We start from the raw sequence: 25,906 nt of genomic DNA on the forward strand, positions 1-25,906 counted from the left end.
ATATGGCATTTGATATAGATATGATCAAAAAGGTCTATGAAACCATAGGTCAAAGAGTAAAAAAAGCTAAAGAGGTAACCGGTAAACCGCTTACGCTTTCTGAAAAGATATTATACAGTCATTTGTATGAAAGTGAGCCTACAGAGGCTTACAAACGTGGAGAGTCTTACGTGGATTTTGCTCCAGACAGAATTGCATGTCAGGATGCTACGGCCCAAATGGCTTTGTTGCAATTCATGCAAGCTGGTAAAGACAAGGTTGCTGTACCAACTACGGTTCACTGTGATCATTTGATCCAGGCGAAAATTGGAGCTGCTGCAGACTTACAGAATGCTATCAACAATTCTAATGAAGTATTCAACTTCCTGGAGTCTGTGTCCAATAAGTACGGAATAGGATTCTGGAAGCCAGGTGCTGGGATTATTCATCAGGTAGTATTGGAGAATTATGCCTTCCCTGGGGGTGTGATGATTGGTACCGATTCTCACACGGTAAATGCTGGTGGTCTTGGTATGGTCGCTATTGGTGTTGGTGGTGCTGATGCAGTAGACGTGATGGCAGGAATGGCCTGGGAACTTAAATTCCCAAAGTTGATCGGTGTAAAACTGACCGGTAAGCTGAATGGGTGGACTGCACCAAAAGATGTAATCTTGAAAGTAGCAGGTATTCTGACCGTAAAAGGAGGTACTGGGGCTATTGTGGAATACTTTGGTGAAGGTGCAGAAAGCATGTCATGTACGGGTAAAGGAACAATCTGTAACATGGGAGCAGAGATTGGAGCTACGACTTCTACTTTCGGTTACGATGAGTCAATGGAGCGTTACTTGAGAGCTACAGGACGTGACGAAGTAGCTGACTTAGCGAATGGTGTGAAAGAACACTTAACGGGAGACCCGGAAGTCTATGCCAACCCTGAGCAATACTTCGATCAGGTGATCGAAATAAATCTATCTACTTTGGAACCACATGTAAATGGTCCGTTTACTCCGGATTTGGCAACTCCTATTTCTGAAATGAGTGCTAAAGCACAGGAAAATGGCTGGCCTGAGAAAGTAGAATGGGGGCTTATCGGATCGTGTACTAATTCTTCATATGAAGATATTTCCAGAGCTGCTTCTATAGCTGAACAGGCGTTAGCAAAAGGGTTAAAACCAGCCGCTGAGTTCGGGATCAATCCTGGTTCAGAACAAGTGCGATTTACTATAGAGCGCGATGGCTTTATCAATACTTTTGAAAAGCTAGGTACTAAAGTGTTTACCAATGCTTGTGGTCCTTGTATCGGGCAGTGGGATAGAGCAGGTGCCGACAAGAAGGAAAAAAACACCATTGTTCACTCGTTCAATAGAAACTTTGCAAAGCGAGCAGATGGTAACCCAAATACTCACGCTTTTGTGACATCTCCTGAGATGGTTGCAGCCATTGCTATATCGGGTAATCTTGGGTTTAACCCAATTACGGATACTTTAACCAACGACAAAGGAGAGCAAGTGAAATTAGATCCTCCAACTGGATGGGAGCTGCCTCCGAAAGGATTTGATGTAGAAGATCCAGGATATCTAGCTCCTGCGGAAGATGGATCTAATGTAGAGGTGAAAGTCAATCCTGAGTCGAAGCGGCTTCAATTATTGGAAGGCTTTAAACCTTGGGATGGACAAAATATCACAGGAGCCAAGCTCTTGATCAAAGCACAAGGAAAATGTACTACAGACCATATCTCAATGGCAGGTCCATGGTTAAGATATAGAGGGCATTTGGATAATATCGCCAATAACACTTTAACCGGAGCTGTTAATGCCTACAATGGCGAAACTGATAAAGTGAAGAGTCAGTTGACTGGTGAGTATGGTGGAGTACCTGATGTACAAAGAGGATATAAAGCGCAAGGTATACCTACGATTGTGGTAGGAGATCATAACTACGGTGAAGGATCATCTAGAGAGCATGCAGCCATGCAACCTCGTCATTTGGGAGTGAGAGCTGTTTTGGTGAAATCTTTCGCTCGTATTCACGAAACCAACTTGAAGAAGCAAGGCATGTTGGCGTTAACTTTTGCAAATGAGGCTGACTATGATAAGATTCAAGAAGATGATACCATCAATTTCCTTGACTTAACTGATTTTGCGCCAGGTAAATCCTTGATTTTAGAATTTGTTCACGCAGATGGCTCTAAAGATGAGATTGTAACGAATCATACCTACAATGAAGGTCAGATTGCCTGGTTTAAGGCAGGTTCCGCATTGAACCTGATCAAGCAGCAGAATAAAGGCTAAACTTTAATAGTGTCATTCGCAGTAAAGCTCTTCTGACTCTTATGTCAGAAGAGCTTTTTGTTTTTGTGATGATTGTTGTTAAATTCCTTGATAACCACCGCTTTATGCTATTCCTACTCCGTAACATCCGCCGTAAGCTATTGTCTTCAGACAATAAAGTCATTTCTTATCTGCTTTATGCTATTGGTGAAATCATCCTTGTCGTTGCCGGGATTTTGATTGCAGTGGCTATTGATGATTGGAACGAACGGAAAAAGAACTATGCAAACTATGTGGAGGTGTTAAAGGAGGTTCAAGAAGATATAATCATTACAGTGAATTCTGTGCCTTTGGAATACTTAGCTCGTAAAGATTCTATGATAGAGATGATTCTTGCCACTGATCCTGACGCGACTGTTTATAGAAGGTTCGGGGAATTATCTTCTGTTTTGATGCTTCATTTCCCAATTCTGGTTGAGCAGGGAGGGTTTCAAAAACTGAAGAAGCTTGGAGAAGTACCAGAAGAGTATAAAGAAATCATCAGCCAATTGAATGTTCTATACGGCACCTGGACGACCACAATGCTAAAGGTGGATGAAAAAAATGATGACCTCATCACTTTCCATAGACAAAATATCCGGGAGACATACCCATGGGCCAGCACCATAGAAAGTGTCCACTTTGTGGATTCTCTGGACGAGCGGTATATCGACTACCTGGTCAATGACCCTATCTACAGAAATCGCTTGGTTGCGTATCACATGGATTTATTGAGGTGGGAGCTCTGGAATTTAAGGCTCTGGCAAAATACGGCCGTAAAAGACTATTATGCCATTAATAAACTGATTGGTGCTAATGAAGTCTCTGATAACTATATGAGGAAAATATCTCCTCCAGCAGAGGATATTGATTTAAAATATGAGGGAGTGTATGTAGCTGAATCGGTTTCGGATACACTTACTTTCAAAATAGTGTCTGATTCTATTCTGCTAAAGGCCACAGAAGAAATGGCGAAAGCGTATTATGAAGGAGATTCAATATTGCACCTTGTTGCTTTATCTGCGAATAGGTTTCGGTATGAATCAGTTATTGAAATTGAATTTGATTCGTTGGCAGAGGAGATGGTTCTGACCAACTACATTCCAAAATACAGTCCTTCAGGGAAAAAGCAGCTTATTTACAAACGAGTGGAAGAATCTGGCCGCGGCTCTGGAATAAAATAAAACCCCATTCCAATATGAAACGACTAATCACTACACTAAAAACCAAATGGCCAGAATACTTCTTTGAGATATTTGTGCTGGTCATCGGTATCTATGGAGCCTTGGAGCTCGAAAACTGGAATGAAGATCAGAAACGGCAGAAGGACGAAATAGAAATGTTAGGTGAAATTGCCAATAGCCTGGAGCAATCCTTATCCAGGATTGATAACACGATGGGTTTTATGAATCAGAATATTGAGCAGCTTCACCTCATTGGATCCTATATCGAAAATGGCTCTGCCTATGATGAGGATTTTTCTAAGGCTCTAGCAGCAATTGGCACTGGCTCAAGTATGGAGTTTGACCAGTCAGCTTATGAAAATCTGAAAGTAAAGGGACTTGATTTGATCTCAAATGAAAACCTCAGAAGAAAAATCATTGCTACCTATGAAAACGAAATCGCTTATTTGGAAAAATATGTACACCTCACTTATGAGAGGATACATAAAAATGCAGAATCTGTCCTGGGAATGCATAATTCTGAAGTATTCATTCAAAAGGATCCATTTGCGATATGTATTATTCCTAATAACTATGAAGAGCTTATCAAAAGTCGAGAATTCAAAAATACCGTAACTCATGTAGAAGCTATAAATGTGTTTTTCATTGAATATTTGGTGAGTTATAGAAATAGCATTGATTCGGTAAGAGTTAATACTCAATCAGAAATACTCAGATTAAAATAATGCAGCGACTAATCACTACACTAAAAACCAAAAGGCCGGAAGCGGCAAACGGATGAAATAGAAATGCTGGGCGAAATAGCTAGTAGTCTATAACAAATTATCCAGAGTTGATTTTGCAATTGGATACTGCCCAGATTAATGATTGAACTCATAACAGAAGAGATTTGAATGTTGATTCTAATTGTTCAGATACTCTGAATTCGAGTAGAAAAAATACTCGTCCAGTTTTCGGTTGCTAAGAGAGAATGGATTTGACTCTTTTGTAATGATCTTTATATTGTCTTAGCAAATGAGAGTTACAGAATCAAAAACCATTGATACTTATTACAACGCACTCGTCAATAGGGAAGAGAGCTATACTGGGATCTTCTTTGTTGGAGTGAAAACAACCTCTATTTTTTGCATTGCAACTTGTAGAGCACGTAAGCCAAAGCGTGAGAATGTTGAGTTTTTTACGGATTTTAAGGATGCATTGGATAATGGATATCGGCCATGTAAAATCTGTAAGCCGACTGAAAATGCGAATGAAGCACCTGACTTTGTAGAGCAAGCCATTCAGTTAGTGAAAGATCACCCCAAAGAGAAAATCAAAGACTACCAACTCAAACAAAATGGGATTAGCCCTGAAGGTGTTCGACGCTGGTTCAACAAGCATTATGGGATGACCTTTCAAGCCTTCCAAAGGATGTATAGGATCAACAATGCATATCAAGAACTAAAAACAGGATCGAGTACCACTAGTACGGCCTTTAAAAGTGGCTATGAGTCCTTAAGTGGATTTGGGTATACCTACAAGAAAATTATGGGAGATTCACCTTCAAGCAAGCAATCAAGCGATGTGATTTTAATGAGTCGGTTCACCACTCCACTTGGACCTATGTTCGTGTGTGCAACTGATCAAGGAGTCTGTTTACTGGAATTTGTGGATAGAAGGATGCTCGAATCGGAGTTTAAGGATCTGCAGAAAAGGCTTAATTCTCAAATCATCACAGGAGAGAATCATCACATTAAACTAGCCATTAAAGAAGTTCAGGAATACTTCGAAGGAACTAGAAAAGAATTCACCATTCCCTTAATCACTCCAGGTACAGACTTCCAGCAATCTGTATGGAAGGCTCTTCATGACATTCCGTATGGTACCACAGCTACTTATCAGCAGCAGGCCAACAGATTGGATAACCCAAATGGAGTGCGCGCTGTAGCGTCTGCAAATGGCATGAATCGAATAGCTATCGTTATTCCATGTCATAGAGTTATTGGATCTGATGGTAAACTAACTGGCTATGCCGGTGGGCTCGAGCGCAAGAAATGGCTTTTAGATCATGAAGCTGTCCATAGCGGACAGCAATTGTTTTAATTATAGACTTTTCAAGAATTCAATAGTATCCACATTATCGGCATAATCCCAAGGTTCAGGAAGTTGTCCACTGCCAAATGGAATACGACCTTTTCCAATTACACACTGAAGCTTATCTCCATAGCTTTCGATGATAGCTTCTAGCTCTTCATTACTTGCATATTCCTGTGCATGAAGAATGGATATAGGAGATACTAGATTGTCTGTAGGTAACCAAAGAAGGAACCCATTGTCCAGGTGTTTAGTGCCATTTACTAATAAAATCGACTTGTGATAGTCGTAGTTGTTGCGGTATTTGTAATGATCTCCAATGAATGAATAATCTTCAACAGCTTCAAAGAAAGTAGCCGCATCATAGCCTTTCGGAACAAGTACTTTTGACACATTGCGACAACCTAATCCGAAATACCAGAATATGTCTTTTCCTAGTTCATGAAGCTCTTCTGGTGTTTCTGAGCCATCCAGTACAGCAATAGACGTTCTGTTTTTACGAACAATTTTTGGTTGATCCTTAAAATAATATTCAAAATAGCGAGCTGTATTGTCACTGCCTGTCGCAATTAATGCTTCTACACTATTTAGTCTTTCTCTGAGCTCCAGATTCTTTTTGAGTCGTGGTTCTATTTCCAGTAGCCAATTAATGATCAACTTAGTCAGGAAACTGTCTTGAGAACTAGCTTTTATCGCTGCGAAATGCCCTGAAATCAAAACACACATCAAATCATGAAAACCGACTAACGGAATATTCCCTGCCATGATAATCCCAATGATTTTTGGAACCTCCGGATCTAGGTTTTCATATCGGTTGACCCACTCTTCCAACTTTGGTTTTTCGAGCATATATCGTTTACCTTCAAACGCTCTTTTGACATTGTCTTCTGTAAACCACTGGTTTTCGGATTGCGCACGATAGGCGAATTCGGTCATTTCTTCAGTCGAAATATTTCCGATTTTCTCACCTAATGCAGCAAATGCTTCAATTCTTTCGCTTAGAGTCATTTAATTGTATCAATATTATTTGCACGCAAACTTATTGTAGATAATTTTGTTCACTGTTGTTGTACGACATAAAATAGTTTCAACATGGCAATAATGATCACAGATGAATGCATCAATTGTGGTGCATGCGAACCGGAATGCCCAAACACTGCTATCTACGAAGGTGGAGTGGAGTGGAAATGGTCTGACGGTACTGATCTGACAGAGGTTGAAATGGAGGACGGATCTGTTATTGATGGATCTGAAGACCAGGAGCCTGTTTCAGATGAATTTTACTACATCGTATCGGGGAAATGTACAGAGTGTACAGGATTCCACGAGGAGCCTCAGTGTGCTGCGGTCTGTCCAGTAGATTGTTGTGTGCCGGATCCAGATTATGAGGAAACTCAAGAAGAGCTCGATGCTAAAAAAGAGTGGTTGCACGTTGAGTAATCACCTAAAGATATGAAAAAAGCGGGCTTGACCCGCTTTTTTTATGTCTATCATTTTCTTATCGGTTTGAATTTATTGTACGTATAATTATATTTGAATTAATACGTATGTCTACAAAACTAACATTGTCTATTGATGAAGAAGTAGTTCGTAAGGCGAAGGAATATTCAAAAGCCAGCGGACGAAGCCTTTCTAGTTTAATAGAGTCCTACTTAATTGGTTTGACCTCTTCTGGAGATGCAAATAATGAAGTAAGTACTCCGTTGACATCTAGATTACTTGGATCCATCAAAGGAAATGGTTCTGTAGATATTGAAAAAGTACTAACTGATAATTGGAAAGCCACTGATGATTAAAGCGTTTATTGATCCAGACCTGATACTTGAGTTTTTAATGGATAAGCAGCCTCAATCAAGAGAATCTGCTAAGATATTTACATTGGCTGAGCGTAACGAAGTGAAGCTTTTGGTTTCAGCACAGGCGTTCAGTAATCTGTATTTGATCCTAAAGCAATATGCGAGCCATGAGAAGGTGGTAGAGAAACTACAGCTCTTAACGCAACTAGTAGAAGTAGGGACTTTGGATCAAAAAGCCGTCTTAAGTGCACTAAATTCTAACTTTAATAACCTGATAGATGGCATTCAGAATTATTGTGTGGAAAGTAATAACGTAAAAGTGTTAATTACTCGGCGACATAAGGATTACAAGAATAGTGGTTTGTCTATCATGAGTCCTGCACTTTTTCTAGAAATGGTCTAGCGCATTCTTTTTCTTTTGATCAGATAAGCACCAAGTATTTTATCGAATGTGTCTGCTGTATTCGCCTCTATCATGTCGATTTTGTAAGTGCCACATTTGATTTTGAGTTCATGATATAGTTGACTCATTTTTTCCTTGTAAGCGTCCTTAATATCTCTAGGATTTAGCTTCACCACATCGTTTGATTCGATATCAATAAATCGATGTGGGCGATCATCAAAATCAAACTCTAGTTCTGTCGCATGGTCTGTAACATGGAATATAAGAATCTCATGTTTGTTATGTTTTAGGTGTTGTAAAGCCTTGAAGATTTCGTCCAGATCATTTGATTTCTGAAACATGTCACTAAATATGATCACAAGTGATCTTCGGTGGATTTTCTGAGCTATCTGATGCAATACTGCCGCTACGTCTGTTGCAGAATCCCCTTCGGAGTTTAGTTGTTCATTCAAGTGAGTTATCAGCTGACTTAGATGTGATTTAGTGGTTTTAAGTGCTGATTGGTAGATAATTTTATCAGAAAAAGTGGTTAGCCCAACGGCATCTCGCTGTGACGATAGGAGGTAAGCAATAGCTGCGGCACAAACAACGGAGAACTGCAACTTATCATTGCCAGGTTTAGGATAATGCATCGAATTGGAAACATCCAGCAGAATTTGAGCTCTTAGGTTGGTTTCTTCTTCGTATTGTTTGGTATACAACCGATCTGTTCTGGCATACACTTTCCAGTCTACATGTCTTGTGCTTTCACCAAAATTGTACAGTTTATGCTCTGCAAATTCAACTGAAAAGCCATGATAGGGAGATTTGTGAAGACCCGTAATGAATCCTTCTACCAGCTGTTTGGCGAGTAGTTCCAGGTTTTCGAATTGCTTAATGTCCGCTAGTCTGATGTCCTTCATTGTACTTCCTAAACGATTTTTCTTTTCAATTGATCTCCAAAGTAACGATTTTCCTTGCAACTCTTATAAAGATTGAGGTTTGCATTTGTCAATTTTAAAATGCTATATTTAACTGCAAATTGATTGAACCTATATCAGTAACAATTTAAGACCAAACAAACATTTAGAATTGTGGAAGAGAATAAGGAAAAAGGGAGAGACGAGATTTATTCTGAGCGTGTGAGAGCGGGAAAGAGAACCTATTTTTTTGATGTGAAGTCTACTAGATCAAACGATTATTACTTGACAATCACTGAAAGCAAAAGAAGGTTCAAAGATGACGGCTTCTTCTATGAAAAACATAAAATCTTTTTGTACAAAGAGGATTTTCACAAATTCCTCGAGGCACTAAACGAAACTGTAAATCACGTAAAATCAGAATTGCTACCAGATGTCGATTTTACACAATTTGAGAATGAAGAGTCTGATGCGGAAGAAATGAAAATCGCCGATGAGGATTCTGATCTTAAGTGGGATTAATACAATAGATGAAATAATAAGCTCCAACCTAAGGAGCTTTTTTTATTTTTAGGCCATGAATCGTACACTGGCCGCTATTATCGGATTCGTTTTGTTACTAGGTGTAGCTATTTGGTATTTCTCTACCATTTTTGCTTACCTGACTATTTCGATAGTATTAGCCACCGTCTTGCGGCCATTAACTAATCAGATCAATCGCTTTCAAGTATTCGGAGGAAAGATTCCACGATTTATCGCCATTATTACTTCTTACGCGGTGGTTGTTGCAGTGCTATCTCTATTCGTATTGCTTTTTGTTCCTTTGATCTCTGAGCAAATTGAAGTACTCAGTACGCTCAATTTCAATGTGGTTTATGATTCAATGGTAGCACCATTGAAGTGGTTTGAGCAATACCTCGTTACGAATCATCTCACCGAGCAGGAGCCCGGTTTTATTGTCGATTCTACCAGACAAGGACTTCTTAAATTCATTCAAGGCATCAATTTTACAGATGTCGTTAATCAGTTGCTTAGTTTCACTGGGAGTTTCTTTGTGGGAGTGCTGGCCGTAACTTTCATCACATTCTTTTTGCTCTATGAAAACGGCTTGATCCGAAGACAGATCATTGCATTAATTCCCAATCAATATTTTGAGGTATTCATTTCAGCACTGTATAAGATCGAGCGATTACTTTCCAATTTCTTGCTTGGCATTCTGTTTCAGATGTTTTCCATATTCAGTTTGGCGTCGATTGGGTTATCAATAGCTGGAGTGAATTATGCGGTAACAATTGCGGTTTTTGCAGCCATTGCTAATTTGATTCCGTATTTAGGGCCATTGCTTGGAGGTAGTTTTGGTATTTTGGTGGCTTTTAGTACTTCTGGAGATTTTTCGTTTAGCAATGAGAACATCATTTTGATAGTCAAAGTCTTTTCAGTTTTTGCAGCTGTTCAAGCCATCGATAACATTGTCTTACAGCCACTTATTTTCTCGAAAAGTGTGAAAGCGCACCCTTTAGAAATATTTGTCATTATTTTTGTGGGCGCAACCATAGCCGGGATTCCGGGGATGGTAGCAGCTATTCCGGTGTATACTGTGTTAAGAGTCTCATCTACAGAGATTTATGCTGGATTTAATCAATACAGAGTATTTAAAAGTAAGAGCTGATCTATGGGATTAAGATGTGGAATTGTAGGGCTTCCGAATGTTGGAAAATCCACTTTGTTTAACGCGCTATCGAATGCTAAGGCAGAAGCGGCAAACTTTCCATTTTGTACGATTGAACCAAACGTAGGTGTGATAACAGTGCCAGATGAGCGTTTGGATGTGTTGAAAGGACTTGTAAATCCTCAAAAAGTAGTTCCAACCGTCATCGAGTTTGTGGACATAGCAGGATTGGTAAAAGGGGCAAGTAAAGGTGAAGGACTAGGTAATCAGTTTCTTGCAAACATCCGTGAAGTGGATGCGATCATTCACGTAGTAAGATGTTTTGAAAATGACAATATTGTACACGTTGAAGGACGTGTAGACCCGATAGAAGATAAGGATGTAATTGATACAGAACTTCAATTCAAAGATTTGGAGTCTGTTGATAAAAGAATACAGCGAGTAGAGAAAATAGCCAAGACTGGTGACGCCAAGGCTAAAAAGGAATTGGAGACCTTAGCGGCATTTAAAAAGCACCTGGAGTCTGGTCAGAATGCTCGTGCTTTGGAGATGGACAAAGAAGAACGTTCTGTAATTCGTGATTTGCAGTTACTTACAGATAAGCCAATTATCTATGTAGCGAACGTGGAGGAAGAGAATGTGAATTCTGGAAATGAGCACAGCAAGAAATTTGAAGAGTTTGTTGCTCCAGAAAATGCTCAGGTTGTAAAAGTGTCTGCAGCGTTGGAAGCTCAAATTGCTGAATTTGACGATGAAGATGATAAGGCGATGTTCCTTGATGAATATGGACTGACTGAATCAGGTTTGAACCGTTTGATCAAAGCGGCTTATTCATTACTTGATTTGATTACCTACTTTACCGCAGGGGTGACGGAAGTTAGAGCATGGACGATCAAAAGAGGATGGAAAGCACCGCAAGCTGCGGGTGTGATTCACACGGACTTTGAACGTGGATTTATCAAGGCAGAAGTGATAAAACTTGCTGATTATGAGCAGTATGGATCAGAAAATGCTTGTAAAGAAGCTGGAAAGCTATCCATAGAAGGTAAAGAATATGTGGTGCATGACGGTGATATAATGCACTTCAGGTTCAACGTGTAAGTTTTTCGATAAATAGCCGAACAAAAAATCTTAACACTGTGTTGCGGTCGTAGTTATATTTTTTAAAGACTTGTGCCGTGAGAATAAGAATAACGTTCAATGTCAATAATAGAGGAGGACTGGTTCCTTTTCATCATCAATATCTGATTTCTGAGGTTATCAGAAATATTTTGGAAGAGGATAATTCCGATGAATTCAGGAATTATCCTTTTTATAGTTTCTCTGGATTAAAAGGTCAAACCAGACTTAGCAGAAATGGTTTGCGTTATAATTCTAAGAAAGTGACTATTGTTGTTTCCTCTGTTAGTGAACCATTTATTAGTCACCTGGTTGGATTGCTTTTAAAGCAGGATGCGATACAAATTGCTGATCTTAACATTACTCCAGAGCTTGCTGAAGAGGAAGTATCAGTAGGTTTGGATGGAGAAGCAAAATTTTTATGTATAAGTCCGCTAGTAGTTATCTCTCCAGAAGATGATCCAGCTTCAGCCAAAGAATTCATAGACCCGACATCGGATACCTTCTCAGATTATCTTTTTGAAGCCACGATCAATCGAATGACGAGTTATGGTATTGATGTAGATTCGATCCCAAATATTCAAAAATTTCAACTTGTTCCTGATAAAGAGTATTTGAATAAGCTAAAATCTTCAAATAAGAAGTTTGCCAGAATTTATCCAATGTACAAGCATGGTGAGAAGCTGGAAGTTCGTGGATACACGTTTCCATTCACACTTTTTGCTGCGCCGGAGGTACAAGCTTTTGTGTACACCTGTGGTCTTGGCTCCATGTGCTGCAAAGGGTTCGGAATGCTGGATATTGCCAACTCCAATCCCGTGGAGCGTACAGTTCCTTTCATGAAAAAGTCAGAACTGGTTTCTGCTTGATATCAAACGGTATCCGATTAGCTGATCATAATTGTTGAAAGGACTTCTGTAATACACCAGAATCTCATAATTATTGATGGCTTGAAAATGGCTGCCTTCAAAATAGGTGACAGGTAGTGACTCACTGCTTACCCAATACAGGTAATCATAATACCCCTGTTTCAACAAAAGTTGACCTTTGTAGCTTCCTACGGCTTCATCATAATACATTCTATTATTTGGAGATAGATCCCAGTTATTGTGTCTTCCTGCTATATAAACGTCTCCATTGATAGGTTCTGTGATGAGTTCAAAGTGTACTTTGATATATTCACTTTCGAGTTGGCTGTCATTAGGATCTCTATTTTCCAGATAGTATCCGCCATTCATATCATCCTGAAATTGGGTGTAAGCCAGGCCTTTTCTGGATTTGTCGAAGCTAAGGAAAGCATCCACTTCATTTTCCTTATATTGAACATTGGCGACATTCATTCCACGATATTCAGTGGATCTGAGGTCAAAAAAGCGGAACTCATTCCAGGCCGGAAAATTATTTTCCCCATTAAAATGTTCGTAAATCAGCAATCCTTCAGACATTCTAATGTTGGTAGGTTGTAATCCGGTTATTTCTGTGTGCCAGTTGTGATTTTGTAACACGGTTACCTTGATGTCATTATATGGGTTGATATTATCCAGGCCGTCATACTGCACTTGAAATTCAATTTGTTGATTTTGATTTCTTTTGGAGACCATGTTGCTGGCTCGTACAGAACCTTCTATAGATACACCACCATCGTATACTAAAAACCTTCGGGTGAAGAGTAAATCTGATTTATCACTGTTTCTATATGCAACTAAAATGTAATTTCCTGATTTTGTGGGGGTTGGAAGTGTTGCGCCATACTTCACATATTGCTCTCGAGCATTCTGGGAAAAATTGTATTCATCAACAGAGAACTCATTGTATTCATCTAAAAATTGAATGTCGTTAAGGTTTGATTTTCTCCAGTCATAGTTGCAATGAATGTATCGTACATTGACATAATCGGCGTTTTTTTGGAGTAAATCAAATTCTAGTCGTAATCCGGATGTATTCGAAATCGGAAGGGTAGGATATTGTAGAGTGTTTGATAGATTTTCTCCATAAGGATACAATTGGACCATTCCAATAGCTGGCTCATAATTTAAATCGTCATGTACGAGTTTTTTTTGAGATTTTGTATCAGTAGTCGTACTAACTGGCACACAACTTGCTAGTACTAAGCTTATCATAATGGATGGAAGATATTTCATGTGTGATTGTAAGAGTTTATATAGTCACTTGGAATTGGTATAGAACCACTCTTAATCTTAGTTGAGAAATTAAAGAAAGGGTAGTTTGATACTCATTTCATAAATTTGTTATTGCGATTCCAACGATTTGCAAGATATCAGAGTCTATTGATTTAAACTATACTGAATGAGTTTCAGTGACGAAGACCTAATCGAAGCCTGCTCTAAAGGAAAACGTAAAGCACAGGAAGAATTGTATGCGAGATACAGTTCTAAGATGTATCCTATTGCCTTACGGTATTCAAAAATGCAGCAGGAAGCAGAAGATATTCTGCAGGAAGCCTTTATTAAAGTGTTTAAGAACATTAAAGACTTTAGAAAAGACTCGTCATTGGCGTATTGGATCAAGCGTATTGTCATCAATACCGCTTTGAACCATCAGCGTAGTAAGTTGTACCTCTACCCAATGGTAGATATCGGCGACTTAAGAAATCATACAGGCCCTGAGCTTACCCTTTCTAATTTTACTTACCAGGAACTATTGGCCATGATTCGTAGGTTGCCTACTGGCTGTCAGGTGATTTTTAACCTGTACGCAATAGAAGGCTTTAAGCATCATGAGATAGCTGATAAGTTAAATATCAGTGAAGGGACTAGCAAATCTCAATATGCCAGGGCAAAGAGCTTGTTGAAAGAATGGATATCAGAAAGTAACAACATCGATTATGACAGGGCGGGAGAATTCTGAGGATAACTTTGAGCAGGAATGGCGAGGCGCCTTTGATGGGTGGAGCGAGGAAGCACCATCTGCCGTATGGCGTGATATAGATCGTCGTTTGGCTTATGAAGCTGTTAAAACCTACAAGACCAAGGTAGTTATTTATCAATGGGTAGCAGCTGCTGCTATATTGTTAAGTTTTTCATTTGGGACCATACAGTACTTTGGCGAGCAGCCAACCACTTACGTGATAAGTGCTGCAGCGGATATTGATTCGCCTAATCAACTTAGAGTAGGTGCTATTGAACTTCAGGAAAACGAGGAAATCAGTAATGGAGTGAATCGTTTTAGGCGAGGTAATGGAATGGATGACTCATTTGGTCGTTCAGGGTCTACTTATCAGACTGGAATGATTACTTATGAGGATAATTCTTCAAATGAGTCCGGATCAAATACTATTGATTTTGCTAATACCGATGATTTTGAAAAAATAGAAGTAGCATTAATTGATTTGAATGCTATTGGATACAGTCCTGAAACGACCATTTCATCGAATCATGAAGAGAAGTTTATTTACTTTCTTCCTGTAAATTCTCGTGGTAAAAAATATCAAATGTCTGACGAACCAAAATATTGGGCAGGGATAGACGTTGGTTCTGGTAGTTTTAACCCTAACTATAATACTAATGTTAGTTCTTTGGAAAGTTTAGGAGTATCGTCAGCCAATGGTTTTTCTCAGAATTCCAATGGTTTGTTTGATAGTGAGTCGCCAAACTTAAGAGAGAATATGACACCAGGTGAGACAGTATCCATGGGAGTGAACTTTGGAATAATGCTTGGAGATCGCTGGAGATTGCACAGTGGGGTGCAATATGCTCGAGCTGGTGCTACAACTGAAACTAATATTTTGGTAAGAACATCTACACTTCAGGAAGGAATTCCAGCAACAGGGCAAGGAAAAAATATACCAGCAGTGGCTCATTTAGTGGCTAGTGAAAACGTGGTAGAGTATGATTATGAAGACGTGGATATGAGTAATGTGTTTGAGTTTACTTCCATTCCTGTAAAAGCGGGTTATTTAATTCTTGATCAAAAACTTAGTGTGGAAGTTAACGCTGGAGTGGTAACTAATATCTACTTAGGTAATAGGTTGACTACCGATAATCCAGATGTAGCTGAACTAACGATAGGGCCAGGAGATGCCTCTCCATATAGGGATTTGAGTTTCAGTGGATTGGCAGGGGTTCAACTAGGTTACCGTTTTATGAAAAAAATCGATGTAATCGTAGAGCCGAACTATAGACAATCAATCAACACATTGACCAAGTCATCCAGTAATTTTTCCACTACACCATCAGGATTCGGATTTATGACGGGTCTTAGATATAATTTCAATTAACTTTACAACCATATAGATTCAACTAGGGTCTATAACATAATCGATAACTAATTACGCCAGATATGACAGAAGACAGACTAACCAGCACTGAGCAGGTGGAGGAGAAACCACGCGTGCTCGAATTGATTAGATTATCCACTTTGACTTTATTGGTTCTAATTTTCTTATCGCTACTTTATGTAGGTTAAAAAATAGGATCTGAACGGATTGACCGGCTTGAGTTTATGATTTAATGTTAACCATTAGTCATTTATTTGGGCCGGTCATTCTTTTTTTTGTAACCTGTGCGATTCAGAGGAGTATTTCGTTAGTAAGGCAACTAACTAAACTAAATTTCAGCGTAAGCTGATCTGACCCAACTAATGAAATATCTGATAACCTATCTGTTATTGGCTGGTGGCTTCATGTCGTTTGCTCAATCAGAAGACCCACGCAGAACCTATCAAACAGCAAGTATTGATGGAGAAGTTCCTGTAATAGACGGAAGACTTGACGATCCGGCATGGGAACAAGTAGAATGGGCTGGGGACTTTATTCAACGTCAACCAGTAGACGGTGCTGCTCCGTCACAGCAGACACAATTCAAAATACTTTACGATGCTAAATACCTTTACATAGGAATAAGGGCCTTCGATACAGAACCTGATAAGGTTGTTCGGCGGATGTCCAGACGAGATGGTTTTGAAGGTGATTTCGTTGAAGTAAATATAGATAGCTATGCTGATAAGCGTACCGCTTTCAGTTTTTCTGCTTCAGCTTCAGGAGTAAAAGGTGAAGAGTATATCTCTAATAATGGGGAAAATTGGGATGCTACATGGGATCCTATTTGGTATTTAAAGACTAGTTTAGATGAGTTTGGTTGGATAGCTGAATTTAAAATTCCACTATCTCAGTTAAGGTTTGCAGATAAGGAGTCCCATGTATGGGGAATCCAGGTAATGCGCATGCTTTTTAGAGAACAGGAACGTTCCTATTGGCAACCTATCGAACAAGGAGCGCCAGGCTGGGTTCACCTGTTTGGAGAGATGCACGGCATTAGAGGCATAAAACCTCAAAAGCAACTTGAGATACAGCCGTATGTGCTTGCCAAAACAGAGTTTTCTGAAGAAGAGGAGGGAAATCCATACGCAACAGGCCGTTCTTCTGACATAGATCTGGGTGTTGATGCTAAAATCGGTCTCACAAGCGATATAACACTTGACTTAACTATTAATCCTGATTTTGGCCAAGTAGAAGCAGATCCATCCAGAGTAAACCTATCCGCATTTCAGCTTTTCTTTCAAGAACGACGACCGTTTTTTTTGGAAGGTAATAACATTCTAAACTTCAGACTAACTGAATCAGTGGCTGGAGGTCCATTCAATAATGATAATTTGTTTTACTCGAGAAGAATTGGTGGTAAACCCTCTTATTATCCGGAGGATGGTGATATAGCTTATGTAGATCAAATAGAAAATACTCGCATACTGGGTGCTGCAAAATTGACCGGAAAGAATAAGAATGGTTTTTCATGGGGAGTTCTGGAGTCGGTTACGAACAAGGAAAAGGTAGAGATTACCGATACACTTGGGGATTCCAGGATGGAAACAGTTGAGCCTTTGACCAATTACCTGGTAGGTCGTGTTCAACAAGATATCAATCAGGGGAATGCATTGATTGGAGCAATGGTCACGGCTACCAATAGGAATTTGGATGAGGATCGGTTTGATTATTTACACGATGACGCCTATTCTGGAGGAATAGATTTTACTCAGAATTTTAACGATAGGAACTACTATGTTACTTTGAATGGAGTATTCAGTCATGTAACAGGAAGTCCTTATTCGATCTATCAGACCCAAACATCCAGTGAACGATTCTTCCAACGTCCAGACAATAGAAGAAGTCAGGTAGATAGTACAAGAACAAGCCTCACCGGGACCTCAGCGAGTGCGGCATTGGGAAAGCGAAGTGGAAATATTATTTTCCAAACTGGAGCTACTATGCGCTCTCCAGAGTTTGAGCTAAACGATGTTGGTTTCCTGGTTCAGTCGGATTACATCTCGCAATGGACGTGGGCTCAGTATCGTATTTTGAAGCCTTTTGGGATATTTAGATGGTTTAGGTTGAATGGAAACCAGTACCTGACCTGGGATTTTGATGGAGTGAATATCTATCAGGCACTCAACTTTAATATGCATATGCAGTTCGAAAATCTATGGTTTTTGGGAATGGGCAGTTCTATCTATGGCAAAAACGTGTCGAATGCAGACTTGAGAGGTGGCCCATCCATTCGCTATCCTGGAGGTAATGAGTATTGGCTTTACCTGAGTAGCAATGACAATAAGAAGTTTTATATGGATATGAATCCATGGATTGCATATGGAAGCCATGATAATTTCATTGGGAAAGGGATAGATATAGGAATAAGATATCAACCTACGGATGCACTTAGACTGTCCGTTTCTCCAGGAATAAGTACCAATGACGATGAACTACAATATGTAGATTCTTATGAGTCTGGAGGTAATGGAGAATATATACTCGGAAATATCAAACAAGTGACCTACAGTGCGTCTGTGAGGGTTAATTACATTATCACTCCAAATCTGTCCATCGAATATTGGGGACAGCCTTTTATCTCAAGTGGAGAATATTCCAATTTTAAACGAGTATTAGATCCAAATGCAAATGAATATAATCAACGTTATCTCCCATATGATGCTAATCAAATCATGTTCATGGAAGATGAGTTGGTGTATCATATAGATCATGATCGAAATGGTGAAGTCGATTATGTATTAGACGACCCTAATTTCAATTTCATGCAGTTCCGATCAAACTGTGTGTTGCGCTGGGAGTATATTCCTGGGTCAACATTGTTTCTGGTTTGGACATCTAATGCGTCAGAATATCATAATTCAAGACGGAACAGTTTCTCAGAATTGACCAATGACCTGAATAAAGTCAATGGGAGTAATATTTTCTTATTGAAGTATACTTACCGATTTATCTTGTAATAGCAATTATGTCTCAAATTGTATCCTAAAACAAATGGGATACATTTCATTACCCTTTTCTAGTCAAAAAGCAACCCAGCATTGGAGGGTTGCTAATGTACTTTTGTTGCACAAAACAAACGATAAAGGTGATGCGTAGCTATTTATTTTTTCTTGGCTTGACTCTAATGATAGCCTGTTCTACGACAAAAGAGACAGATAACACTATGAGTATAGATCAATTAGTTTCCCAGATGACGCTGGAGGAGAAAGTTCACATGCTCCATGGTAGTGGTAAGTTTACTTCTGCAGGAGTAGAGCGATTAGGTGTTCCAGCTTTGACATCTACTGATGGTCCACTTGGAGTACGTGAAGAGATTCAGAATGATAGCTGGGCAGCAGCAGGATGGGATAATGACTTTGCAACTTTTTTTCCAGCAGGAGGAGGATTGTCTGCTACCTGGAACCTGGATCTTGCTAAACAATATGGTGAGGCGATCGGGCAGGAAGCAAGAGCAAGAAATAAGCATGTATTGTTAGCACCGGCAGTTAATCTTATACGTTCTCCACTTGGAGGAAGAAACTTTGAGTATTTTACAGAAGACCCTTTCCTAAATAAGCAATTGGCCGTGCCGTATGTGTTAGGTTTGCAAGCACAGGATGTGATTTCGTGTGTAAAGCATTACGCCATTAACAATCAGGAAACCCTCAGAGGTTCTATTGATGTGCAAGCTGATGAACGCACTATTCGTGAGATGTACTTACCAGTATTTAAAGCTGCGGTTCAGGAAGGAAATGCTTACTCGGTAATGAGTGCTTACAATCAGTTTAGAGGTGCTTATTTGTCTGAGAATGATTACATGCTAAATACGATCTTAAGAGATGAGTGGGGATTCAAGGGCTTTGTAATGTCCGACTGGGGAGCGGTACATTCTACCGTAGAATCTGCTAAGTATGGTTTGGATATTGAGATGGGAACTGAAATAGATGATTACGATCAGTGGTATTTCTCAGAAGCATTAATTGGAGCAGTGAAAGATGGAAAAGTGGACGAAGCGGTGATCGATGCCAAGGTGAAGAACATTTTATATGCAATGAATCAGGTTCACGCTATTGATACTACTGGTAGAAAATCAGGCTCTATCAATACTCCGGAACATTTGGAAGTAGCGTACAATGTAGCAAAGGAGTCCATTGTATTGCTAAAGAATGAGAATAATCTCCTTCCACTAAAAGATGATCAGGTAAAAAGTATCGCTGTTATCGGTGATAATGCTAAAAGAAAACATGCTAACCAGGGATTTGGGGCTGGAGTAAAAACCAAGACTGAAGTAACTCCTTTTGATGCGATTACTACTAAGTACCCGAACGTGAAAGTTAATTACGCTCAAGGATACGAAGAGAAGTATTTGCCAAATGACCTTGATCGCTCCTGGGGGCTCCCAATTGATTATTCAGCAGATTCTAATTTGATCAAAGAAGCAGTAGAAGCAGCAAGCAACTCTGATGTAGCTGTGGTTTTTGCGGGATCTAACAGACTGGTAGAAACAGAAGCGGAAGATAGAAAAGGGTTACGTCTTCCATTTGCTCAGGAAGAGTTAATTGCAGCAGTTAAAGCTGCGAATCCAAATACCATTGTTGTGATGATTGCAGGAGCGCCTTACGATGTTTCCAACGTGCACGAGCAAGTAGATGCACTAGTTTGGTCCTGGTTTAACGGTTCCAAAGCTGGAGATGCAATCGTAGATGTATTGTTTGGAGTAGTAAACCCAAGCGGCAAACTTCCAGTCACTTTCCCTAAAAAGTTGGAGGATTCTCCAGCTCATGCAACAAATAGTTTTCCTGGTGGCCCAGACGTGGTGACTTACCAAGAAGGTATTCTCGTTGGATATAGATGGTTTGATACTAAGAATGTAGAGCCGTTTTATCCATTCGGTTTTGGATTGTCTTATACGACTTTTGATTATTCCGAACCAAAAGTCATGAATAATGGAGGTACAATTACTTTATCATTAGATATTGCTAATACTGGAGATGTAGCTGGTAAAGAAATAGTACAGGTGTACTTTGGAAAGAACAACTCATCAATTGAACGCGCAGCTAAGGAGTTGAAAGGATTTGCTAAAGTTGAATTGAAGGCCGGTGAGACACAGCAATTAAGTGTGGAAGTGCCTGTTTCGGAATTGGCATACTATGATGTGGAAACTTCTAGTTGGAAAGTTGAGTCTGGAGAATATACAGTTTGGGTAGGAGCTTCTTCAAGAGATATTCGCAGTGAAGTATCAGTTAGTTTAGATTGATATTTGATAGCGATTGCACAGGGCACCATTCGGCAACGGATGGTGCTTTTTTATTTCTCGGAAAAATGTCCGCAATTATCTAACCCTTTATTACAAAATTCCTTTGCTATTTATTCTCGATTGTTTCATTTAGCCAATCGCTAACTAAGAAACTTATGAGTACTAATTCACGCCTGGATCAGCAGATTGCCTTTATCGAGTACATAGACAAGCTTAAATACATCACTCGAAAAACACGCCTTTTTGGTAGTGGTCGTCATGAGAATGATGCGGAGCATAGCTGGCATTTAGCAATGATGGCTTTGGTGCTCAAAGAGCATTCGAATGAGCAAGTGGATCTTCTGAAGGTTATCAAAATGCTATTGATTCATGATATTGTAGAAATCAATGCGGGAGATGTTTTTCTTTATGACACAACCAAAAACCATGACAATACAGAGGAGGAGCTAAAAGCTGCTAAAGAAATTTTTGGAATGCTTCCTGCCGAACAGGCTAATGAACTAATAAATATTTGGCTGGAATTTGAGGAAGGAGAAACCGCTGAAGCGCGATATGCACATTCGTTGGACAGGTTAGAGCCAATTATGCAGAATGCATCCAATGATGGAGGTACTTGGGCAGAATTTCAGGTTCCATATAGTACTGTCATTCATAAAACTCAGAAAATTGAAAAAGGCTCAAACGTATTGTGGAGTTATGCCAAAGATTTAATTGATGACAACCATTCAAAAGGAATCATTCCTAAAGGTTGAAAGGAAATAAAGAAAGGCCGCATGTTGGCACGGCCTTTTTAGTATTTGAACACAATAAAGCTGTCAGGCTATTCCAACATGTATGTGACTCTTACTTTAGAATTGATGGTTACATCTTCTACGTTGATTTCTTCAGGTCCAGAAACAGACCTACTGACTGCTCCAAATGCACTCAATCTGGATCTATAGTCAAACGTGGAAACATAGCGATAAGACCCATAATCTGAATCATTATCATCCGTTCCAAACTCTTTAATGGATAATGTTTTACCTAATTGATCACCTTGAGCCTCCACCATCATTGCTGCCTTGTTTCGGGCATTAGCAATGGCTTCCTTTGTAACCTCAAGTTTCATGGTTTCAATGTCGTTATATCTTAGGTCTGAAATATATACCCGCTCAGCTCCCGTGGATACAATGTCCATGATCAGCTGGTTGACTATCCGATAATTGGTTAGTTTAACTCGATATTGTTTTTCCAGAGAAACGCGCTTGCTGGAGCTATTGTAGTTATATCTAGAGCTCGAAAAATCTGTCATCTCAACCTGTTCGGCAGAAATCTCATACTTAGTTAAGATCAATTGAAATTCTTTTACTTGATCTTCAATGACAGAATTTTTGAGTTTGGCATGTTCTGAGAATTCTACGTCGAGCCAGATCTCATCTGGCTTAATCTCTTGTTCGGCGGTACCATATACAGTGATGGATCGGCTTTCATTTTGCGCAAAGGCCAAAGTGGGTGCCAGTAGGCACAGAATCATTATGTTTTTCATGGCGATGAAAATATTAATAATTAAAGATTATTTTGGATTAATACGATGTAACAACATTAGGTAACCTCTTCGTTCAGAATTATATCCTGCCACAAATCCGGAAAGTTCGAGTTGAGGTGGTGTCATAAATCGCTTTTTTAGGTGGTTCAAATGTTTACAAATGCAGTGATTATCATCTAATAGGATTAGAATTAATCTTGATGAAAGTTATACTTCTTCAGATTTTGGTGACGAAGGGGTGAAGCGAAATCACCCCTTTGCTTTTCCTCACCCATATAACAAGAAGTATAAGCAACTAACCAGATGATGAGCAGTTTACGAATTATAATACTGGCGGCAATTTTCTATGTGCCGCTTGTAAGTATTAGTCAGGAACCTATAGACAACCAGGCAACTAAAAGAACCAAAAGTCTTCTTACCAATTTGCATCTGATTGCAGAGCGTGGATTTATGTTTGGGCATCAAGATGACCAGGCATATGGAGTTGGATGGAAGGAAGAAAAAGGTCGTTCGGATGTGAAGGAATCCGTTGGAACCTTTCCAGCTGTTCATGGATGGGATGTTGGTAGTAGGCTGGATAAAGATAGTAATCTCGATCAGGTTCGTTTTGATAACATGCGCAAATGGGTGAAAAAGGCCTACAAAATGGGCTCAATCAACACCTTTTCCTGGCATCTGGATAATCTCACTACAGGAGGTAATAGCTGGGATAAAACTCCATCAGTGCATGATCTTTTACCTGGAGGTTCAAAACATCAAGCGTTTGTGGAGCAGTTGGATCTTCTAGCTGAGATGTTTGATTCTTTTAATGCGGGATTTGACAAGATTCCAATCATTTTTCGTCCATGGCATGAGCATAATGGAGATTGGTTTTGGTGGGGCAAAGGGAATGTCTCTGAGGAAGAATATATTGAACTCTTTCGGTTTACTGTGGATTACTTGAAGAATGAGAAAGAACTTCATCATCTCCTATATGCATTTAGTCCGGATAGAAGCAGACTGAGGTTAGATACCATTCCTGAGCAGAACTATCTTTGGGGATATCCAGGTGATGATTATGTTGACATAATTGGTATTGATAATTATGGCGATGTAGGACGTCTTGGAGGATTGGAAAGTGCAGAGCGGCAGGCACATAATTTTGTCGAAAGCTTAAAGCTAATTACAAAAATAGCTCGAGACAAAGGCAAGGTCGCTGCATTAACAGAGACCGGATTGGAAGGTGTTACACAATCAGATTGGTTTACCAACATCATTCTGAATCCAGTGAAACAACATCGTTCAGAAATTGCTATCGCCTGGGTTCTAGTTTGGCGAAATGCAAATAATACTCACCACTATGCTCCTTATGCTGATCATCCAAGTGTTCCTGACTTTCAACTTTTTGAAGCTGATTCATTAACTTATTTCGAAAGAGATTTAAAAAATCCTTATAAGAGTGGTAAAGCCCTCAAATGAGATATTTATGCGTAATTATATAGCTATTCTATTATTGCTTGGAGCATCGGTTTCGAATGCTCAGTTAAAGTTGCCAAGGTTGTTTGCCGATCATATGGTTTTGCAACGGGATCAACCCATAAAAGTCTGGGGGTGGAGTAAACCAGCCTCAAGCATTACAGTGGCCTTTAATGGCAAAAGCAAAAAGGTGAAGTCAGATAAGCAAGGTTATTTTGAAAGCTATTTGGATGCTCAGAGAGCCGGTGGTCCATTTGTGCTTACGGTTTCCAATAAAGATACTGCCATAGTAGTTAATGATGTACTTGTAGGAGATGTCTGGGTAGCTAGTGGTCAATCCAATATGGAGTGGCAACTACAATGGAATGTGAACAATTGGGAAGATGAAGTAAAGGATTCGGATTATCCTGAGATGAGATTTTTCAAAGTTCCAAATGAGTATGCTTCTTCACCACAATCTGATATAAATGGAGGTAGTTGGATGCTGGCCAATGAAGAAAATAGTCCACAGTTTTCGGCTGTTGCCTGGTTTTTTGCTAAAAAGAATCATCTGGAAAAAGAGGTGCCTGTTGGAATAGTAGAAAGTCATTGGGGTGGGACACCTGCCGAGGCTTGGACAACAATTGAGACACTTGCGAAAACTCCTGGTTATGAAACGATCGCGGATACCATTATCAATCCTAATACCCCATGGTCTGAGATTGAGAAGGAAAATGAACAAAAGGATGCGCGCAAATGGGAGTTGATGCGTGACAAGGAAGGTGCTGTAGCTACTGGAGCCCAATTTGTGGATTTTGATGATAGTAAGTGGACGGTTTATGACCTGCCGTGTAATTGCAAAATGACAGATTTGACTTGGTTGCGTCGTGAAGTAAGTCTAGATCCTGATACCATTTCTTCTGTAGAGTTATTTGTAAGTAATGTTGTTCAGGAAGCTTTTGTGTTTTTCAACGGTGAATTGATATGGAGTAAACAGTGGAATGAAGATACCAAGCCTTTGGTCATTTCACCTGATTTGATTCGCAAAGGCAAAAATGTCATCACTTATCGGGTAGCTAATTCCTGGGACAATAATGTGTACTTTGGGAGACCTGATGAAATGTGGCTAGCAGTCAATGGATCAAAAATATCACTAGAGGGAAGTTGGAAATATAGTAATGCCATAGAGCCTAAAATCCCAATGGCGATTAAGATGTTTCAGATGCCTTCATTCTTATACAATGCCAAAATAGCACCAATTGCGGGATATACTGTACGTGGAGTTATTTGGTATCAAGGAGAATCCAATGCAGACAAACCACAGTATTATAAAGAGCTGTTTTCGAACATGATCAAAGATTGGCGAAGGGAATGGGGCTATGAAATGCCATTCTTGTATGTTCAGTTGGCTAATTTTATGCAAAGACAGGAACTACCAATTAATAGTAATTGGGCTCAATTGCGTGAAGCGCAAACCCAAACTTTGGAACTTCCTAAAACGGCTATGACCGTAACTATTGATATTGGAAATGCAGATGACATTCATCCGAGAAATAAAAAGGATGTAGGTGAGCGATTGTGGTTGGCCGCCAAGAAAGTGAGCTTTGGTGATGAAGTAGTTTATTCTGGACCATCATTTAGTTCAGTCGCAAGAAATGGTCACGATGTGATTGTAAAGTTTGATCACCTAGGCGGAGGTTTAAATAGTGAGGGTCCAGTTCAGGGCTTTGCACTGGCAGGTGAAGATGATGTGTGGTATTGGGCTGAAGCTGAAATTCGGAATAATGAGATTGTTTTGAGTTCGGACAATGTATCCGATCCGGTGCAGGTATCCTATGCATTAGGAGATAACCCTGAGGCAAACCTTTACAATAGAGAAGGATTACCTGCTGTTCCATTTAAGGCAGAAATAAAGCCTCAATGAGTAAATTAGAGTGATGATGTAAGAAAAAAAGGGAAATCGTTCTCTACCCAATTACGATTTCGTTAAATTTATTAGGT

The 25,906-nt window shown here is 39.6% G+C and carries 23 protein-coding genes; 19 read left to right on the forward strand and 4 right to left on the reverse strand.

Translation table 11 applies throughout. The features are described 5' to 3' along the window. The first annotated feature begins 2 nt into the window (after positions 1 to 2). The 4 genes from NXS00_RS22025 to NXS00_RS22040 all read left to right on the forward strand — a co-directional run bounded on the left by NXS00_RS22025 (position 3) and on the right by NXS00_RS22040 (position 5,554). Positions 3 to 2,270, forward strand: a complete 2,268-nt coding sequence (locus NXS00_RS22025; RefSeq protein WP_258101445.1) for an aconitate hydratase — start codon at positions 3 to 5, stop codon at positions 2,268 to 2,270. A gap of 104 nt (positions 2,271 to 2,374) precedes the next feature. Beyond that, positions 2,375 to 3,472, forward strand: coding sequence for a DUF6090 family protein (locus NXS00_RS22030; RefSeq protein WP_258101446.1), 1,098 nt, complete (start codon positions 2,375 to 2,377; stop codon positions 3,470 to 3,472). Positions 3,473 to 3,486: 14 nt separating this feature from the next. Beyond that, positions 3,487 to 4,197 carry a hypothetical protein gene (locus NXS00_RS22035; RefSeq protein ID WP_258101447.1) on the forward strand — a complete coding sequence of 237 codons (711 nt, stop codon included), beginning with the start codon at positions 3,487 to 3,489 and terminating at the stop codon, positions 4,195 to 4,197. 289 nt (positions 4,198 to 4,486) lie between these two features. Then, positions 4,487 to 5,554, forward strand: a complete 1,068-nt coding sequence (locus NXS00_RS22040; protein ID WP_308709669.1) for a bifunctional transcriptional activator/DNA repair enzyme AdaA — start codon at positions 4,487 to 4,489, stop codon at positions 5,552 to 5,554. Here NXS00_RS22040 and NXS00_RS22050 read toward each other — a convergent pair whose 3' ends face one another. Continuing rightward, complete coding sequence (locus NXS00_RS22050; protein WP_258101448.1) at positions 5,555 to 6,553, reverse strand: acyl-CoA reductase; 999 nt, start codon at positions 6,551 to 6,553, stop codon at positions 5,555 to 5,557. It lies immediately after the preceding gene. Positions 6,554 to 6,637: 84 nt separating this feature from the next. Here NXS00_RS22050 and NXS00_RS22055 point away from each other — a divergent pair, with 84 nt between their 5' ends. From NXS00_RS22055 to NXS00_RS22065, 3 genes are all read left to right on the forward strand, one after another. Continuing rightward, on the forward strand, positions 6,638 to 6,985 hold the full coding sequence (locus tag NXS00_RS22055) for a 4Fe-4S dicluster domain-containing protein (protein ID WP_258101449.1): 348 nt from the start codon (positions 6,638 to 6,640) through the stop codon (positions 6,983 to 6,985). A 107-nt stretch (positions 6,986 to 7,092) separates the two neighbouring features. Further along, positions 7,093 to 7,341: a DUF6364 family protein gene (locus NXS00_RS22060; protein ID WP_258101450.1), complete on the forward strand. Its 249-nt coding sequence runs from the start codon at positions 7,093 to 7,095 to the stop codon at positions 7,339 to 7,341. Then, positions 7,334 to 7,744 (forward strand): PIN domain-containing protein, encoded by a 411-nt coding sequence (locus tag NXS00_RS22065; protein ID WP_258101451.1) that lies wholly within the window; start codon positions 7,334 to 7,336, stop codon positions 7,742 to 7,744. The genes NXS00_RS22060 and NXS00_RS22065 overlap by 8 nt, the downstream gene beginning before the upstream one ends. On the opposite strand, the gene NXS00_RS22070 is transcribed toward NXS00_RS22065, so the two are convergent. Then, complete coding sequence (locus tag NXS00_RS22070; protein ID WP_258101452.1) at positions 7,741 to 8,646, reverse strand: DUF58 domain-containing protein; 906 nt, start codon at positions 8,644 to 8,646, stop codon at positions 7,741 to 7,743. The two genes, NXS00_RS22065 and NXS00_RS22070, sit on opposite strands and share 4 nt — an antisense overlap. Positions 8,647 to 8,817: 171 nt before the next feature. On the opposite strand from NXS00_RS22070, the gene NXS00_RS22075 reads away from it, so the two are divergent. The 4 genes from NXS00_RS22075 to NXS00_RS22090 all read left to right on the forward strand — a co-directional run bounded on the left by NXS00_RS22075 (position 8,818) and on the right by NXS00_RS22090 (position 12,300). Then, a complete protein-coding gene (locus NXS00_RS22075; protein WP_258101453.1) occupies positions 8,818 to 9,165 on the forward strand; it encodes a DUF3276 family protein in 348 nt (115 codons plus the stop codon). A 55-nt stretch (positions 9,166 to 9,220) separates the two neighbouring features. Continuing rightward, positions 9,221 to 10,312 (forward strand): AI-2E family transporter, encoded by a 1,092-nt coding sequence (locus NXS00_RS22080; RefSeq protein ID WP_258101454.1) that lies wholly within the window; start codon positions 9,221 to 9,223, stop codon positions 10,310 to 10,312. Positions 10,313 to 10,315: 3 nt separating this feature from the next. Then, on the forward strand, positions 10,316 to 11,413 hold the full coding sequence (gene ychF / locus NXS00_RS22085; RefSeq protein ID WP_258101455.1) for a redox-regulated ATPase YchF: 1,098 nt from the start codon (positions 10,316 to 10,318) through the stop codon (positions 11,411 to 11,413). A 77-nt stretch (positions 11,414 to 11,490) separates the two neighbouring features. Continuing rightward, on the forward strand, positions 11,491 to 12,300 hold the full coding sequence (locus NXS00_RS22090; protein WP_258101456.1) for a CRISPR-associated endoribonuclease Cas6: 810 nt from the start codon (positions 11,491 to 11,493) through the stop codon (positions 12,298 to 12,300). On the opposite strand, the gene NXS00_RS22095 is transcribed toward NXS00_RS22090, so the two are convergent. After that, a complete protein-coding gene (locus NXS00_RS22095) occupies positions 12,280 to 13,572 on the reverse strand; it encodes a type IX secretion system plug protein (RefSeq protein ID WP_258101457.1) in 1,293 nt (430 codons plus the stop codon). The two genes, NXS00_RS22090 and NXS00_RS22095, sit on opposite strands and share 21 nt — an antisense overlap. A gap of 166 nt (positions 13,573 to 13,738) precedes the next feature. On the opposite strand from NXS00_RS22095, the gene NXS00_RS22100 reads away from it, so the two are divergent. The 6 genes from NXS00_RS22100 (at position 13,739) to NXS00_RS22125 (ending at position 21,698) form a co-directional block, all read left to right on the forward strand. Beyond that, entirely contained in the window at positions 13,739 to 14,299 is a 561-nt protein-coding gene (locus NXS00_RS22100; RefSeq protein WP_258101458.1) for an RNA polymerase sigma factor, read from the forward strand. After that, a complete protein-coding gene (locus NXS00_RS22105) occupies positions 14,277 to 15,668 on the forward strand; it encodes a hypothetical protein (protein WP_258101459.1) in 1,392 nt (463 codons plus the stop codon). Before NXS00_RS22100 ends, NXS00_RS22105 begins: the two co-directional genes overlap by 23 nt. 62 nt (positions 15,669 to 15,730) lie before the next feature. After that, positions 15,731 to 15,856 carry a hypothetical protein gene (locus tag NXS00_RS22110; protein WP_258101460.1) on the forward strand — a complete coding sequence of 42 codons (126 nt, stop codon included), beginning with the start codon at positions 15,731 to 15,733 and terminating at the stop codon, positions 15,854 to 15,856. Positions 15,857 to 16,030: 174 nt separating this feature from the next. Beyond that, a complete protein-coding gene (locus tag NXS00_RS22115; RefSeq protein ID WP_258101461.1) occupies positions 16,031 to 18,667 on the forward strand; it encodes a DUF5916 domain-containing protein in 2,637 nt (878 codons plus the stop codon). Between the two features lie 206 nt (positions 18,668 to 18,873). Then, complete coding sequence (locus NXS00_RS22120; RefSeq protein WP_258101462.1) at positions 18,874 to 20,946, forward strand: glycoside hydrolase family 3 C-terminal domain-containing protein; 2,073 nt, start codon at positions 18,874 to 18,876, stop codon at positions 20,944 to 20,946. 155 nt (positions 20,947 to 21,101) lie between these two features. Continuing rightward, on the forward strand, positions 21,102 to 21,698 hold the full coding sequence (locus NXS00_RS22125; protein ID WP_258101463.1) for an HD domain-containing protein: 597 nt from the start codon (positions 21,102 to 21,104) through the stop codon (positions 21,696 to 21,698). A gap of 68 nt (positions 21,699 to 21,766) precedes the next feature. Here the strand turns inward: NXS00_RS22125 and NXS00_RS22130 are convergent, their stop codons facing one another. Beyond that, positions 21,767 to 22,471, reverse strand: a complete 705-nt coding sequence (locus NXS00_RS22130) for an SIMPL domain-containing protein (RefSeq protein WP_258101464.1) — start codon at positions 22,469 to 22,471, stop codon at positions 21,767 to 21,769. Between the two features lie 303 nt (positions 22,472 to 22,774). Here NXS00_RS22130 and NXS00_RS22135 point away from each other — a divergent pair, with 303 nt between their 5' ends. Continuing rightward, positions 22,775 to 23,929 carry a glycoside hydrolase family 26 protein gene (locus NXS00_RS22135; RefSeq protein WP_258101465.1) on the forward strand — a complete coding sequence of 385 codons (1,155 nt, stop codon included), beginning with the start codon at positions 22,775 to 22,777 and terminating at the stop codon, positions 23,927 to 23,929. 7 nt (positions 23,930 to 23,936) lie between these two features. After that, positions 23,937 to 25,829, forward strand: a complete 1,893-nt coding sequence (locus tag NXS00_RS22140) for a sialate O-acetylesterase (RefSeq protein ID WP_258101466.1) — start codon at positions 23,937 to 23,939, stop codon at positions 25,827 to 25,829. The last annotated feature ends 77 nt before the right edge of the window (positions 25,830 to 25,906 follow it).

Source organism: Marinoscillum pacificum, from assembly GCF_024714495.1.
In the GTDB taxonomy this organism is placed as follows: Bacteria; Bacteroidota; Bacteroidia; order Cytophagales; family Cyclobacteriaceae; genus Marinoscillum; species Marinoscillum pacificum.

Bases quoted from the DNA above. Each gene is read 5' to 3' on its own strand.
- NXS00_RS22025 (WP_258101445.1), top strand. From the start codon at position 3: ATGGCATTTGATATAGATATGATCAAAAAGGTCTATGAAACCATAGGT.
- NXS00_RS22030 (WP_258101446.1), top strand. From the start codon at position 2,375: ATGCTATTCCTACTCCGTAACATCCGCCGTAAGCTATTGTCTTCAGAC.
- NXS00_RS22035 (WP_258101447.1), top strand. From the start codon at position 3,487: ATGAAACGACTAATCACTACACTAAAAACCAAATGGCCAGAATACTTC.
- NXS00_RS22040 (WP_308709669.1), top strand. From the start codon at position 4,487: ATGAGAGTTACAGAATCAAAAACCATTGATACTTATTACAACGCACTC.
- NXS00_RS22050 (WP_258101448.1), bottom strand. From the start codon at position 6,553: ATGACTCTAAGCGAAAGAATTGAAGCATTTGCTGCATTAGGTGAGAAA.
- NXS00_RS22055 (WP_258101449.1), top strand. From the start codon at position 6,638: ATGGCAATAATGATCACAGATGAATGCATCAATTGTGGTGCATGCGAA.
- NXS00_RS22060 (WP_258101450.1), top strand. From the start codon at position 7,093: ATGTCTACAAAACTAACATTGTCTATTGATGAAGAAGTAGTTCGTAAG.
- NXS00_RS22065 (WP_258101451.1), top strand. From the start codon at position 7,334: ATGATTAAAGCGTTTATTGATCCAGACCTGATACTTGAGTTTTTAATG.
- NXS00_RS22070 (WP_258101452.1), bottom strand. From the start codon at position 8,646: ATGAAGGACATCAGACTAGCGGACATTAAGCAATTCGAAAACCTGGAA.
- NXS00_RS22080 (WP_258101454.1), top strand. From the start codon at position 9,221: ATGAATCGTACACTGGCCGCTATTATCGGATTCGTTTTGTTACTAGGT.
- ychF (WP_258101455.1), top strand. From the start codon at position 10,316: ATGGGATTAAGATGTGGAATTGTAGGGCTTCCGAATGTTGGAAAATCC.
- NXS00_RS22095 (WP_258101457.1), bottom strand. From the start codon at position 13,572: ATGAAATATCTTCCATCCATTATGATAAGCTTAGTACTAGCAAGTTGT.
- NXS00_RS22100 (WP_258101458.1), top strand. From the start codon at position 13,739: ATGAGTTTCAGTGACGAAGACCTAATCGAAGCCTGCTCTAAAGGAAAA.
- NXS00_RS22105 (WP_258101459.1), top strand. From the start codon at position 14,277: ATGACAGGGCGGGAGAATTCTGAGGATAACTTTGAGCAGGAATGGCGA.
- NXS00_RS22110 (WP_258101460.1), top strand. From the start codon at position 15,731: ATGACAGAAGACAGACTAACCAGCACTGAGCAGGTGGAGGAGAAACCA.
- NXS00_RS22115 (WP_258101461.1), top strand. From the start codon at position 16,031: ATGAAATATCTGATAACCTATCTGTTATTGGCTGGTGGCTTCATGTCG.
- NXS00_RS22120 (WP_258101462.1), top strand. From the start codon at position 18,874: ATGAGTATAGATCAATTAGTTTCCCAGATGACGCTGGAGGAGAAAGTT.
- NXS00_RS22125 (WP_258101463.1), top strand. From the start codon at position 21,102: ATGAGTACTAATTCACGCCTGGATCAGCAGATTGCCTTTATCGAGTAC.
- NXS00_RS22130 (WP_258101464.1), bottom strand. From the start codon at position 22,471: ATGAAAAACATAATGATTCTGTGCCTACTGGCACCCACTTTGGCCTTT.
- NXS00_RS22135 (WP_258101465.1), top strand. From the start codon at position 22,775: ATGATGAGCAGTTTACGAATTATAATACTGGCGGCAATTTTCTATGTG.
- NXS00_RS22140 (WP_258101466.1), top strand. From the start codon at position 23,937: ATGCGTAATTATATAGCTATTCTATTATTGCTTGGAGCATCGGTTTCG.